This window comes from Anaerosporobacter sp. (assembly GCF_031551385.1).
Lineage (GTDB): Bacteria > Bacillota > Clostridia > Lachnospirales > Lachnospiraceae > Anaerosporobacter.
This window is the reverse complement of the sequence record NZ_JAVBNS010000241.1, coordinates 1-12,452: the sequence shown is the minus strand read 5'-3', so window position 1 is coordinate 12,452 and position 12,452 is coordinate 1. Positions and strand designations below refer to the sequence as shown.

The window sequence follows — 12,452 nt, the reverse complement described above, 5'->3', positions numbered from 1 at the left end:
TAGGTCCACCACGTCATGATATATATAGAATGTATTCTGAAACATTTGTCCAATTGCTGAAAGAATATACTCCTTGTATAGAACAATATAGCATAGATGAAGTATATATGGATATGAGTGAAACGATTTCACTTTATGGTTCGCCTCTAGTGGTTGCAAATGAAATCAGAGAGCGTATCAATATGGAATTAGGATTTACCGTGAATATTGGTATAGCTAGTAATAAACTGCTTGCGAAGATGGCTTCTGATTTTGAGAAGCCTAACTTAGTGCATACATTATTTCAAGATGAGATAAAAAGAAAGATGTGGCCACTTCCTGTGTCAGAACTGTTTTTTGTAGGGAGAGCGACATCGAAGAAATTATTTGATATGGGAATTCGAACAATTGGTGATTTGGCAAATGCAGATATCGAGATTGTGAAACTGAATCTAAAAAAACATGGAGAAATGATTCATAATTTTGCAAATGGAATTGATGATAGTATTGTGTTAACAGAGTCGGCGGCATATAAAGGGTACGGAAATAGTACAACAGTACCGTTTGACGTGACGGATCAGGACACGGCACGAACGATTTTGCTATCGCTTAGTGAAACGGTAGGAGCAAGGCTGCGAAGAGATGGTGTTCGGATACGAGTAATCGCAGTAAGTCTGGTAGATTGCGATTTTCATCATGTTTCTCATCAGATGACATTAGTAGAATCAACAGATCTAACGAATGAGATTTATGAAGTTGCGTGTCAATTGTTTAAGGAATTGTGGAGTGGAGAACCGATACGAAACTTTGGTATTCAAACAACACGAATAGAAGATGAAAGTGCAGCAAAACAGTTGAATTTGTTTGATTTTGGGCTTGAGAGAGAACCTAAGCATGTTGTGGTCAATAAGGAAAGTAAATTAGAGGAAAACGTAAATTTCTCGCCTAAGAGAGAAAAGCTAGAAAAATTGGATCAAGCAATCGACCAGATTCGTGCTAAATATGGTATGGATTCGATAAAACGAGCGAATTTTGTGAATAATGAATTGAGCCATATGCCAAGAAAGGAAGATTCAAGGCAGTAATGAGTTGAAAAAAAACATACCCTTTGTTATAATGAATATGGTTTATAGAGTGTTTTCAATTATGGCAGGAAAAACTTATTGGTTTTGCAGTGCCGATTTGGTGGCCTGCAAAGGTTACACAAAAAGATAATAAGATGGAGGCTCGATTAATGAAAACAGATATTCAAATTGCTCAAGAAGCACAAATGGAACATATTAAAGTAATAGCGCAGAAACTTGAAATTAGTGAAGATGATTTAGAGTTTTATGGTAAGTATAAGGCGAAGTTCACAGATGAGTTGTGGGAAGAAGTAAAAGATAGACCAGATGGTAAATTGGTTTTAGTTACTGCTATTAATCCAACTCCAGCAGGAGAAGGTAAAACAACAACATCTGTAGGTTTAGGACAGGCGTTTGGCAAATTGGACAAGAAAGCAGTTATCGCACTTAGAGAGCCTTCTTTAGGACCATGTTTTGGTATTAAAGGTGGTGCAGCAGGTGGTGGATATGCTCAAGTTGTACCAATGGAAGATTTGAATTTACATTTTACAGGTGATTTTCATGCGATTACATCTGCAAACAATTTATTAGCAGCAATGATGGACAATCATATTCAACAAGGAAATATCTTGAATATCGATCCGAATCAAATTGTTTGGAAGAGATGTTTAGACATGAACGATCGTGTACTTCGTAATATTGTAGTTGGTCTTGGACGTAAGGCGGATGGTACCGTAAGAGAAGATCATTTTATTATTACAGTAGCATCAGAGATTATGGCAATTCTTTGTCTTGCTGATGATATGAAGGATCTAAAAGAAAGACTTGGAAGAATCATTGTAGCATACAATTATGATGGAGCACCAGTTACAGCAAAAGAAATTAATGCAGTTGGTTCCATGGCAGCATTGCTTAAAGATGCTTTAAAACCAAACTTAATTCAGACATTAGAACAAACGCCAGCAATCGTACATGGTGGACCTTTTGCTAATATCGCACATGGTTGTAACAGTGTAAGAGCAACAAAAACAGCACTTAAACTTGCAGATTATGTAATTACAGAAGCAGGATTTGGTGCAGACCTTGGTGCAGAGAAATTCTTTGATATTAAGTGCCGTATGGCAGGATTAAAACCAGATGCAGTTGTTCTTGTAGCAACAGTAAGAGCATTAAAATACAACGGCGGAGTAGCAAAAGCAGATCTTGCTGGAGAAAACTTAGATGCATTAAAAGCTGGTATTGTTAATCTTGAAAAACATATTGAGAATTTACAAAACTATGGAGTACCTGTAGTTGTTACATTGAATAGATTTGTAACAGATACGGATGCAGAACTTGCTTTTGTAAAAGAATTCTGTGAGACACGCGGTTGCGAATTCTCCCTTTCTGAAGTATGGGAAAAAGGTGGAGAAGGCGGAATTGACCTTGCAAAGAAAGTAATTAAGACAATTGATGAAAAACCAAGTAACTTCAAAGTACTTTATGATGATATCTTTTGAATCACAGAAAAAATTGAAACAGTTGCAAAGAAGATTTACGGTTCATCAGAAGTAACATATGATGTTCAAGCTTCAAAGGCAATAGAGAAGATAGAGAGTCTTGGATTTGCTACGATGCCAGTTTGTATGGCAAAGAACCAATATTCATTATCAGATGACCCTACATTACTTGGAAGACCAGAAAACTTCCCTATTCACATTCGTGAAGTATATGTATCTGCAGGAGCAGGATTTGTAGTAGCAATTACTGGTACCGTAATGACGATGCCAGGTTTACCAAAGAAACCAGCAGCAGAAGGTATCGATGTGAATGAAGCAGGAGTAATTACAGGATTATTCTAAAAAAATCCCCATCATGTTCAAGGAAAATTCCTTGCATGATGGGGATTTTAATTAGCATTTTTCTGGTTCTGGATAAGTAACGCCGAATGTATCAACAGTTACTGTTTTCATAATTTGATCATAAGTTGGTCTATCAGAATAATCAACTTGTGTCTCAGCAATTTCATTTACAACATCCATACCTTCGACTACTTTACCGAAAGCAGCATAAGAACCATCTAGGTGAGGTGAATTTTTGTGCATGATAAAGAATTGTGAGCCAGCAGAGTTTGGCATTTGTGAACGAGCCATAGAGATAACACCTTCTGAATGGATAAGGTTGTTATCAAATCCGTTCATAGAGAATTCGCCTTTGATTGAGTAACCTGGGCCACCCATACCAGTTCCATCTGGGCAACCACCTTGAATCATAAAACCTTTGATTACACGGTGGAAGATAAGACCATTATAGTAACCTTTATTTACTAAAGAGATAAAGTTGTTTACTGTGTTTGGTGCAATTTCAGGATAAAGTTCTACGCTAATAATTCCACCAGTTTCTAATTCAATTGTAACAACAGGATTTTTTTCTGCCATGTTTAAGTTCCTTCTTTCTTAAGAGTATTAGATAATTGCCGACATTTGTTTTGCAAAAAGTATTCGCTATAGTTGGCAATGCTACGTATATGATAATAGAAAAAGGAGCGGATGTCAAAGAAAATGTAACACATATTGGACAAACAGTTGTTGCATGGAGCGTTTCATGATATTATAGAAAGAGATTTTAATGATAGAGGAGAATGTAAGCTATGCAAGATAAAGAGAATTTTCTTGCTATGTTAGCAGCGATTGTTGACTTAGCGAAGACGCAGGATAATATAATTACAACAGATGAGATAAAAGAGCTATTAGATGATTCGGAGTTTACCGAGGAACAGATGGGGCATGTATATGAATATCTAGCAGCAAACCAGATACGAATCCAAGGATATATTCGTGCGACAAAGACGATGGAGGAACAGGTAGAGAATCTGGCAGATAGTGAACAAGAATATGTAGATAGTGAGAGCAAGAAAGCAATAGAAGAATTAAATGAAAGAGAACAACGGTTAGAGCAAGAAGAGGCATCGTATATAAGAATGTATCTTGAGGATTTGGAAGCGATAAGTCCAATGATTGAAGGTGAGATAGAAGGGCTACTTCAATCGTTACGTAAGGGGAATCGTTCTGCGAAAGAGAGACTTCTTGAACTTCATCTTCGTGAAGTAGTAACAATTGCAAGAAGTTATCAAGGAAGAGGAATTATTGTTGGTGATTTGATTCAAGAAGGTAATATTGGATTAATGACAGCATTGGAAGAGATTTATACAGGAGCAAATCGTGTGCCAACAGAATCTGTCTCGGATACAACAGAATATATCTTAAATCGTATCCGTGAAAGTATGGAGTTTGTAATTGCCGAGCAACAAGATGACAAAATTCTTGAGAATCGAATTGTTGAAAAAGTTAATTTTATTAGTGCAACTATGAAAGAATTAGCTGAAGAATATGGTAGGGAAGCAACAATAGAGGAACTAGTCCAGTTTACTAAGATAGATAAATCAGAAATGGAAGATATCTTAGAATTGGCCAAAGATACATTGTCTGTGTCGGAGGAAGAATAGGAAGCTGGATTCTTGGTTGCTCTGCGTTATTTGCCCAAGCCTTGCAACGCAGTGCAAGGCTTGGGCATGAATAGCAACACAAAAACTTCATATACTGCATTTGCAAACAGATTTGTTTTTTAAAATGATTTTTGATGAAATTTTTTGTATTGCATGAAAATTTTGAAAAATTCGCTTGCTTTTTTCTTTTCTGTGTGTTACTATATATTTTGTTGATAGGCAAGATACATATTCATCAACTAAGCCGGCATGTCGGAATGGCAGACGAGGCAGACTCAAAATCTGTTGGTGGCAACGCCGTGTGGGTTCAAGTCCCACTGCCGGCACTATAGGGAACTAGAAAAACTCAGTATTAATAATAGATACTGAGTTTTTTGATATAAAAAAATAGGAGAGTGAAAGTTTATATTGAGGTGCTATGGATGTAAAAAGCATGAAGATACATAGACTTTATTTTTCACATATGATATAATCATATCAATAATTAATACATTCAAGGGGGAGAGATAGCATGACTGATAGCGAAAAACTGGATTTGATATTATCGGAATTAGTATCAATAAAGCAAGAACAAGTAGCAATGAAAAATGAACAAACAGCAATGAAAAATGAACAAACAACGATGAGAAACGAACAAGCAACAATGATGAACGAGATGATATCTGTTAAAAGTACATTATCTAACGTTGAAGAAAAGGTAACGAATCTCGAAACGAAAGTAACTAACGTTGAAGAAACAGTAACGAATCTTGAAACGAAGGTAACGAACATCGAAGAAACAGTAACGAACCTCGAAACAAAAGTAACTGACACAAGATTACACCTTGAAAATATAACAGACAAGAGTATTTCATTATTAGCAGAAAATCATATAACGTTAATTAGCAAGCTAAATCAGACAGTAAAAGTTGCTGATAAAGATTTAATTAACGAAATGAAAATGTTATATCTCACAGAAAAGGTTGAATTACTTGAAAAAGAAATAGCAGATATTAAAAATAAAATCGCATAACAACATATCATAAATGAAGATAAAAAGTCTATTGAATTATTAAGGAATTTGAGTAGTGTCACAATTAAAATGGTGATACAATGGGTGAAAAAATGAACGATATTTTGATGAGACGTAAGAATAAAGTGATTGTTAGTAAAGGAACAGAAACAAGCCCAAACAATTCGTATATCGTGACTATTATGAAGAATGTTGAAAATCTCGGATATACATTTTCAGGACAACTATTTAAACGGTTACAGAGTTTATCTATAGAGGAACTACAGAGTTTTTATATAGAACTAATACCGATATTAAAAAGTATGATAGGGGCTAATGTTGTATATAAGCCTATGTATCCCAATTTTCCAAGGTCTGTTATGAAATATAATGAATTAGAGCTTTATTTGAATGCCATGATTCATTATTGGTCAAATGGTACTTTATATCCAGATGAAAAGAAAAACAAAAGATTACCATTGTTTGATGAAACGAAGGTGAAAGTAATTGATTTGGGAACAGAAGATGACCTGCGAGATATTTTTTTCAATCTGTGCCAGTCAAAGACATCAATTTCACAGTCTGATAAAGACGATCTTGAGTGGATTTTTAAGAAGAGGAACATTGAATTTCCAGATAATATCCCATTGAAAGAAAATATTGCATTAGTTGGTAAGTTGTATTTGGAGAATGCTCCATTAGCACAAGCTAAAGATATTCAGAGATACTTTAGAACTGCAACGGATGTCTTGCGATTGATAACGGCAATGTCAGACGGCGATACCAGTCTTGCAACGAATACCAAATTCAGAAGCTTTAAAAGAAAAGAGAGAAGATTAATATTAGAGCTGTTATGTAATTGCGATGTAATTGAAGAAGATATGCTTCGATACAAAAATCGATGGATTCGTGTGGGAGAGCGGTTGCATCCGAAAGAATATGATGAAACACAATATGGAAAGGCAATTACAGCATTTGACAAACTTCGAAATGGAGTTAAAATCGAAACATTTGCAGGGAAAGTTACAAAATCAATTTTAGAAGAAAACGATAAAGAAACCCTTAGTCTATTGAAGAAAAGACCAGGTGAATTAGCTAGAAAATTAGATTATCTTTTGAGAATTACAGAAGATAAGAATGCAGTTATAGAAGCTTTTAATGAAGTCGTGGCTAATGTAGCTACGCCTGTTTTGTTACAGGTAAGGGAACATTTTGCACACAGAGAAAATCAACAAGAGACAAGAGTGTTCTTTCCGAAAGGAAATCTCGCTAGAAGTTATGCCATTAAGAATAACTTGCCTATAATTGGTGCAGAGTATTGTGAATCGATTGTATTAATTTGCGAAAATGCATTAATTGAGAATTATAGAGCGAAAGAATGTTTAGGTAAGGTATATTTAGCAGAGGAATTCAAAAACCACATAATTCCTTTTTCTCAGAGAAGTGCAAGTAAAAGTTTAAAAACAATGGTAAGAGGGTCAAAGATTTCGATTTCCAAGAATACAAATGTGCTAAGAGCATTTATTTGGTGGACGAATAACGAAGAAGATTATCAAGTGGATATTGATTTATCCGCTGCAATCTTTGATGAGAACTGGAACTATAAGGAACATGTATCGTATACGAATTTATATTCTAGTGAGTATCAAGCAGTACATTCTGGTGATGTTACGAATGGTGGTTTGGTAGATGGTGATGGAGTAAGTGAGTTTCTTGATGTTGATATTGAATCTATTGCAGCGTATGGGGCAAGATATGTGGTATATCAGGTTTATAATTATTCAGGACAAAAATATTCGGATTTAACGCATGCTATGTTTGGCTGGATGAATCGAAACGATGTTAGCTCTGGTGAAATATATGAACCAAAAACAGTTGAACAGAAGATGGATTTGGTTTCTCGAAGTATTGTATGTATTCCTGTTGTTTTTGATTGTGTTACACGAGAGATTATTTGGTGTGATATGAATTTGTCGTTAGATGGCTGTTATAGTAATATAGGTGGCAATAATGTCGAAAGTAATATTACTGGTGTAGCAGCGACTTGCTATAGTATTGTTAATATGATAAAACCTAATCTGTACGACCTCATAAATTTGCATATTAAAGCAAGAGGTACAAGAGTGGAGAACAAAAAAGAGGCAGATATTATATTTGATATAGATTCTGGTATTACTCCTTATGATACAGAAGTATTTATGGGAGAATATATTTAAAACGGTAACTCGAAAAGGGTTACCAATTGTGGCTATATACCAACTTCCTTCTAATTCTTTGGGTGAAAATAGTTGGTATAATCTCCACAAACAAAAAAAGTTGTCGTTTCAAACTGCACTATTTGTAAATAGAGAAAGAATAACGGGTCTTGGAAGTATCCAATCCCATAGCCTTTCGATATGAAACAAATCGTGTGGTTTTTTGTTTTATAGTCGGGAACAAGAAATTATCAATTCCGCCCTAGAAATCAATATGTTGAATTGATAAATCTATATGTAAAGCACATAATATAGTGGTTAAAAAAAGAATTTCTTTGTAAAAAGGAATGTTCGTGTTATTATAGTAGTAGAGCCTAAATACAAAGATATATTGTGTTTGGGAAAAAGGGTTCATAACTATCTATTTCGTAGGAACTTGGGAAAGGAGCACATTAAGCAATATGACTTGCAAAGAAGCACAAGCATTAATTATGCCATATATTAATGACCAATTAGATGTTGACCAACTAGAAGAGTTTTTAAAGCATATAGAACATTGCTCCGATTGTAAAGAAGAATTAGAAGTCTATTTTACGCTCCTAACTGGTATGAAACAACTTGATGAGGATAAGAATTTATCAGGAGATCTTCATATTGATTTTGAAAAATCGCTGCATAAGTCAGAGGAGAGAATACGTAGAGTTAGATTGAATTATGTACGGAAAAGAATGATTTATATTATTGTATGCTGTGTATTCTGCATTCTGGTTAATGTGAATTCAAGTTCAATAATAGAAACAGACATAGAGGAAGAGAAAGTGGAGGAGAGTAACTTTTTCTTGGAGTATTATTATTTTTTGGATAAACAGACCTTGCTGAATAAAGAGATAGAACATCATTATGAAGACATCATGGAGTATATTATAAGATGTCAGACAAGAGAAGCAATTGATTTCGAAGAGAGAATTGACAAACCCATGAATGATATTGACATTAAAGAAGAGTATAATAGATAAAACGGGTAATATGATACCGATATTATAGAAAGTAAGAATTGGAACACAGAAAGGAATTAACCGAATGAGTGATAAAATAGTCTTGATAGATGGAAACAGTATTATAAATCGTGCTTTTTATGGAGTGCCTGATTTAACGAATTCAGAAGGAATTCATACGAATGCGATTTACGGATTTATAAATATTATGCTGAAAATATTAGAGGAAGAGCAAGCACAGTATTTGACAGTAGCATTTGATGTAAAGCATCCAACATTTCGCCATATTAGATATCCGGAATATAAAGGAACAAGAAAAGGAATGCCTGATGAATTGCGTGAACAAGTTCCGCTATTAAAAGATGTGTTACATGCGATGGGTATTCGTACTGTTGAAAAAGCTGGATATGAGGCAGATGATATTCTTGGTACAATTGCAACAAGATGTAGCGAACAAGGAATGCGAGTTTCCTTAGTTTCAGGAGACAGAGATTTACTACAACTTGCTACAGAACAGATACTAATAAGAATTCCAAAGACGAAACGTGGTGGAACGGAAATCGAGAATTATAATACTGCGGAAGTAATTGAGAAGTATCAAGTTTCACCGGCGCAGATTATTGACTTAAAAGGTTTGATGGGAGATGCTTCAGATAATATACCGGGAGTGCCTGGAATTGGAGAGAAGACAGCTGCTAAGATTCTTACAGCATTTGAGACAGTAGAGAATGCATATGCGCATATTGATGAAGTTATGCCGAATAAAGCGAGAGAATCGTTACGTGAGCATTATGATTTGGCAGTGCTAAGTAAAGAACTTGCAACAATTAAGATAGATTGTGAATTAGATTATGAATTAGAAGAAGCGAAAATGCCTTTGCTCTTTACGCCGGAAGCATTTGCGTTATTTAAACGATTTGAGTTCAAGAGTCTTCTTAATCGATTTGAGACAAATGTAAGTCGAAACGATAAGGTAGAAGAGAAATTTATAGAGGTTACATCGAAAGAAGAGGCAGATAAGGTTTTTCAGTCGATAGAACAGTTAAAAGAAGCAAAGAATTTAGAGGAGTTAGTAGCAGATGGAGTTAGTACAGACAGAGTAGGTTTCATGCTAGCTATTATAGGGAATGAAGTTGTAGGAGCGGCACTAACTTACTCGGAGAAAGTAAGCTACTATATACAAGTGAATAAGGAGATTTCAGCGGAATATATAATTGAACGAGCAAATATAATAATAGAGAAGAACATTATGTTATCTGTCGTTTCCTTAAAAGAAATGCTTCTTTATATTCGAGCAACAAATGAGAGTAAAATCTATGATATGGGACTTGCATCATATGTATTGAATCCGTTAAAGGATACGTATCATTATGATGATATTGCTAGAGACTATCTTGAAATGACATTTCCATCAAGAGAAGAACTATTTGGTAAGACGAAAGAAAAAGATGTTTTTGAAAGTCAGAAGGAGACATACAAGAATTATATTTGTTATCATAGTTATACAGCATATCTTGCACTAGAGAAATTAAGTGCTACGTTACATGAAACAGAATCATTAGGGTTATTTGTTGATATAGAGATGCCGTTAATCTATACCCTATATGACATGGAATATAGAGGTATTCGTGTCAATAAGGAAGCACTGAAAGAGTACGGAAACCAGCTAGAGGTTCGTATTAAAGAATTAGAGAAGAATATCTATGAGCATGTAGGAGAAGAGTTTAATATTAACTCACCAAAGCAATTGGGAGTTATTCTATTTGAAAAGATGCATATGCCATTTGCTAAGAAGACGAAGACGGGATATTCAACATCTGCTGATGTGCTAGAAAAATTACGTTGTGAAGACCCAGTTATAAATGAGATTCTAGAATATCGTCAATTAACAAAATTAAAGTCTACGTATGCAGATGGTTTAGCAGTATATATTGCAGATGATAATCGCATTCATGGTAAATTCAATCAAACAATTACAGCAACAGGACGTATCAGCAGTACAGAACCAAATCTTCAGAATATTCCAATTCGTATGGAACTTGGACGTCAGATTCGAAAAGTATTCATACCAGAAGAGGAATATGTATTCCTAGATGCCGATTATTCACAGATTGAATTACGTGTACTTGCGCATATGTCAGCGGATGAAAGACTTATTGATGCATATAAGCAAGAACAAGATATTCATAAAATAACAGCTTCTCAAGTGTTCCATACGCCATTAGATGAAGTTACAAGTGCACAACGTAGTGATGCGAAAGCAGTTAATTTCGGAATCGTATACGGAATCAGTTCATTTGGTCTTGGCCAAGATCTTAATATAACGAAAAAAGAAGCTGATATGTATATAAAACAATATTTTGCAACGTATCCAAAAGTTAAGGAATTTCTTGATAACCTTGTAGGAGAGGGAAAAGAGAAGGGATATGTTACATCGCTGTTTAACAGAAGAAGACCTATTCCAGAATTAAATTCTAGCAATTTCATGCAACGTTCTTTTGGAGAACGTGTTGCTATGAATTCTCCAATTCAAGGTACAGCAGCAGATATTATTAAGATTGCCATGATTCGTGTGAATCAAAAATTAAAGGATTTGAAATTAAAATCAAGATTACTATTACAGATACACGATGAATTATTAATTGAGACGCATAAGGACGAGATTGAGCAAGTAGCAGCGATTCTAAAAGAAGAGATGCAAGGGGCTGTAAATCTTAGCATACCAATGGAAGTAGAAGTGAAGCAAGGTAACAGTTGGTATGAAGCGAAATAAATAGTTTACGAAGGGAATTGTGCCAGATTATGAAAGTAATTGGATTAATGGGAGGTGTCGGTAGCGGAAAGTCAACCGTAGCGAACATCTTGGAAAAAGAATATGGTGCATATCTTATAATTACAGATGATATTGCAAAAAAATTATATGATAAAGACGAGGAGGGGTACCAAAAGGTAGTTTCTTATTTTGGTACTGAAATCCTCAATGAAGATGGGCAAATTAATCGAAAGCAATTAAGTGGGATTGTATTTGCTGATAAAGATAAGTTGGAAAAATTGAATTCATTTATTCATCCGTTGGTGATGAAATATGTTATCAATGAAATTGAAAACATAAAAAAGGAAAATAAGCAAAAGACGAAGGAAGAACAAGTGCCTTATATCGTTATTGAAACAGCGTTACTAATTGAGGCAGGGTATCGTGGTTTATGCGATACAGTGTGGTATGTAGCTGTAAATGAAGAAGTACGTAAACAAAGATTAATGAGTGGGCGCGGCTATTCGGAAGAAAAAATCGCTTCAATTTTAAAAAATCAAATGAGTGATGCAGATTACAGTGACAATTGTGACAAAATATTATATAATAATGGTGATGTAGACACTTTAAGAAAAGAGATACAATTTTTACTAGTTTAGCATAGATAAATATGTTATAATTGGTGTATTAAAAAGATACTATAAAAGCACGATTCTGGGGGCAATTTCAATGGAACAGACAAGATATCCAAAACATATGGTGTTCGGATTAGATATCGGCACAAGAAGTATTGTGGGCACGGTAGGCTATCGAGAGAATGAGCACAATTTCACAGTAGCTGCAGTCTGTGTTAAAGAGCATGATAAGAGAGCAATGTTAGATGGTCAGATACATGACATTGGAAAGGTAGCGGAGTCAATTGCCTACGTAAAAAAAGAATTAGAAAAAGAGCTTGATGTTACACTGAGTGATGTATTTATATCGGAAGCGGG

8 protein-coding genes, 1 tRNA gene and 2 pseudogenes are annotated in these 12,452 nt (G+C 34.8%); 10 read left to right on the top strand and 1 reads right to left on the bottom strand.

Annotation, left to right across the window (positions count from 1 at the left end):
• Window positions 1-1,064, top strand: a 1,064-nt coding sequence (locus tag RMR19_RS18335; RefSeq protein WP_310604952.1) for a DNA polymerase Y family protein, incomplete at its 5' end; no start/stop codon positions are given.
• 149 nt (window positions 1,065-1,213) lie between these two features.
• Window positions 1,214-2,884 (top strand): annotated as a pseudogene (locus tag RMR19_RS18330) (formate--tetrahydrofolate ligase).
• Window positions 2,885-2,935: 51 nt separating this feature from the next.
• Here RMR19_RS18330 and RMR19_RS18325 read toward each other — a convergent pair.
• Window positions 2,936-3,460, bottom strand: a complete 525-nt coding sequence (locus RMR19_RS18325) for a peptidylprolyl isomerase (RefSeq protein WP_310604951.1) — start codon at window positions 3,458-3,460, stop codon at window positions 2,936-2,938.
• Between the two features lie 212 nt (window positions 3,461-3,672).
• Here RMR19_RS18325 and RMR19_RS18320 point away from each other — a divergent pair, with 212 nt between their 5' ends.
• From RMR19_RS18320 to RMR19_RS18285, 8 genes and pseudogenes are all read left to right on the top strand, one after another.
• On the top strand, window positions 3,673-4,527 hold the full coding sequence (locus tag RMR19_RS18320) for a sigma factor (protein WP_310604950.1): 855 nt from the start codon (window positions 3,673-3,675) through the stop codon (window positions 4,525-4,527).
• 243 nt (window positions 4,528-4,770) lie between these two features.
• Window positions 4,771-4,853, top strand: a tRNA-Leu gene (locus tag RMR19_RS18315).
• 185 nt (window positions 4,854-5,038) lie between these two features.
• On the top strand, window positions 5,039-5,539 hold the full coding sequence (locus tag RMR19_RS18310) for a hypothetical protein (RefSeq protein ID WP_310604949.1): 501 nt from the start codon (window positions 5,039-5,041) through the stop codon (window positions 5,537-5,539).
• 92 nt (window positions 5,540-5,631) lie between these two features.
• Window positions 5,632-7,734 (top strand): TerD family protein, encoded by a 2,103-nt coding sequence (locus RMR19_RS18305; RefSeq protein ID WP_310604948.1) that lies wholly within the window; start codon window positions 5,632-5,634, stop codon window positions 7,732-7,734.
• Window positions 7,735-8,174: 440 nt separating this feature from the next.
• Window positions 8,175-8,729 carry an anti-sigma factor family protein gene (locus RMR19_RS18300; RefSeq protein ID WP_310604947.1) on the top strand — a complete coding sequence of 185 codons (555 nt, stop codon included), beginning with the start codon at window positions 8,175-8,177 and terminating at the stop codon, window positions 8,727-8,729.
• 64 nt (window positions 8,730-8,793) lie between these two features.
• Complete coding sequence (polA, locus tag RMR19_RS18295) at window positions 8,794-11,481, top strand: DNA polymerase I (protein WP_310604946.1); 2,688 nt, start codon at window positions 8,794-8,796, stop codon at window positions 11,479-11,481.
• Between the two features lie 29 nt (window positions 11,482-11,510).
• The gene (gene coaE, locus RMR19_RS18290) at window positions 11,511-12,119 is read left to right on the top strand and encodes a dephospho-CoA kinase (RefSeq protein WP_310604945.1); all 609 of its coding nucleotides are present in this window, start codon (window positions 11,511-11,513) and stop codon (window positions 12,117-12,119) included.
• Between the two features lie 70 nt (window positions 12,120-12,189).
• Window positions 12,190-12,452: pseudogene (locus tag RMR19_RS18285) on the top strand (cell division protein FtsA); the annotation flags it as partial.

Excerpts from the sequence above, each read along its gene's own strand:
- RMR19_RS18325 (WP_310604951.1), bottom strand. The coding sequence starts at position 3,460 with ATGGCAGAAAAAAATCCTGTTGTTACAATTGAATTAGAAACTGGTGGA.
- RMR19_RS18320 (WP_310604950.1), top strand. The coding sequence starts at position 3,673 with ATGCAAGATAAAGAGAATTTTCTTGCTATGTTAGCAGCGATTGTTGAC.
- RMR19_RS18310 (WP_310604949.1), top strand. The coding sequence starts at position 5,039 with ATGACTGATAGCGAAAAACTGGATTTGATATTATCGGAATTAGTATCA.
- RMR19_RS18305 (WP_310604948.1), top strand. The coding sequence starts at position 5,632 with ATGAACGATATTTTGATGAGACGTAAGAATAAAGTGATTGTTAGTAAA.
- RMR19_RS18300 (WP_310604947.1), top strand. The coding sequence starts at position 8,175 with ATGACTTGCAAAGAAGCACAAGCATTAATTATGCCATATATTAATGAC.
- polA (WP_310604946.1), top strand. The coding sequence starts at position 8,794 with ATGAGTGATAAAATAGTCTTGATAGATGGAAACAGTATTATAAATCGT.
- coaE (WP_310604945.1), top strand. The coding sequence starts at position 11,511 with ATGAAAGTAATTGGATTAATGGGAGGTGTCGGTAGCGGAAAGTCAACC.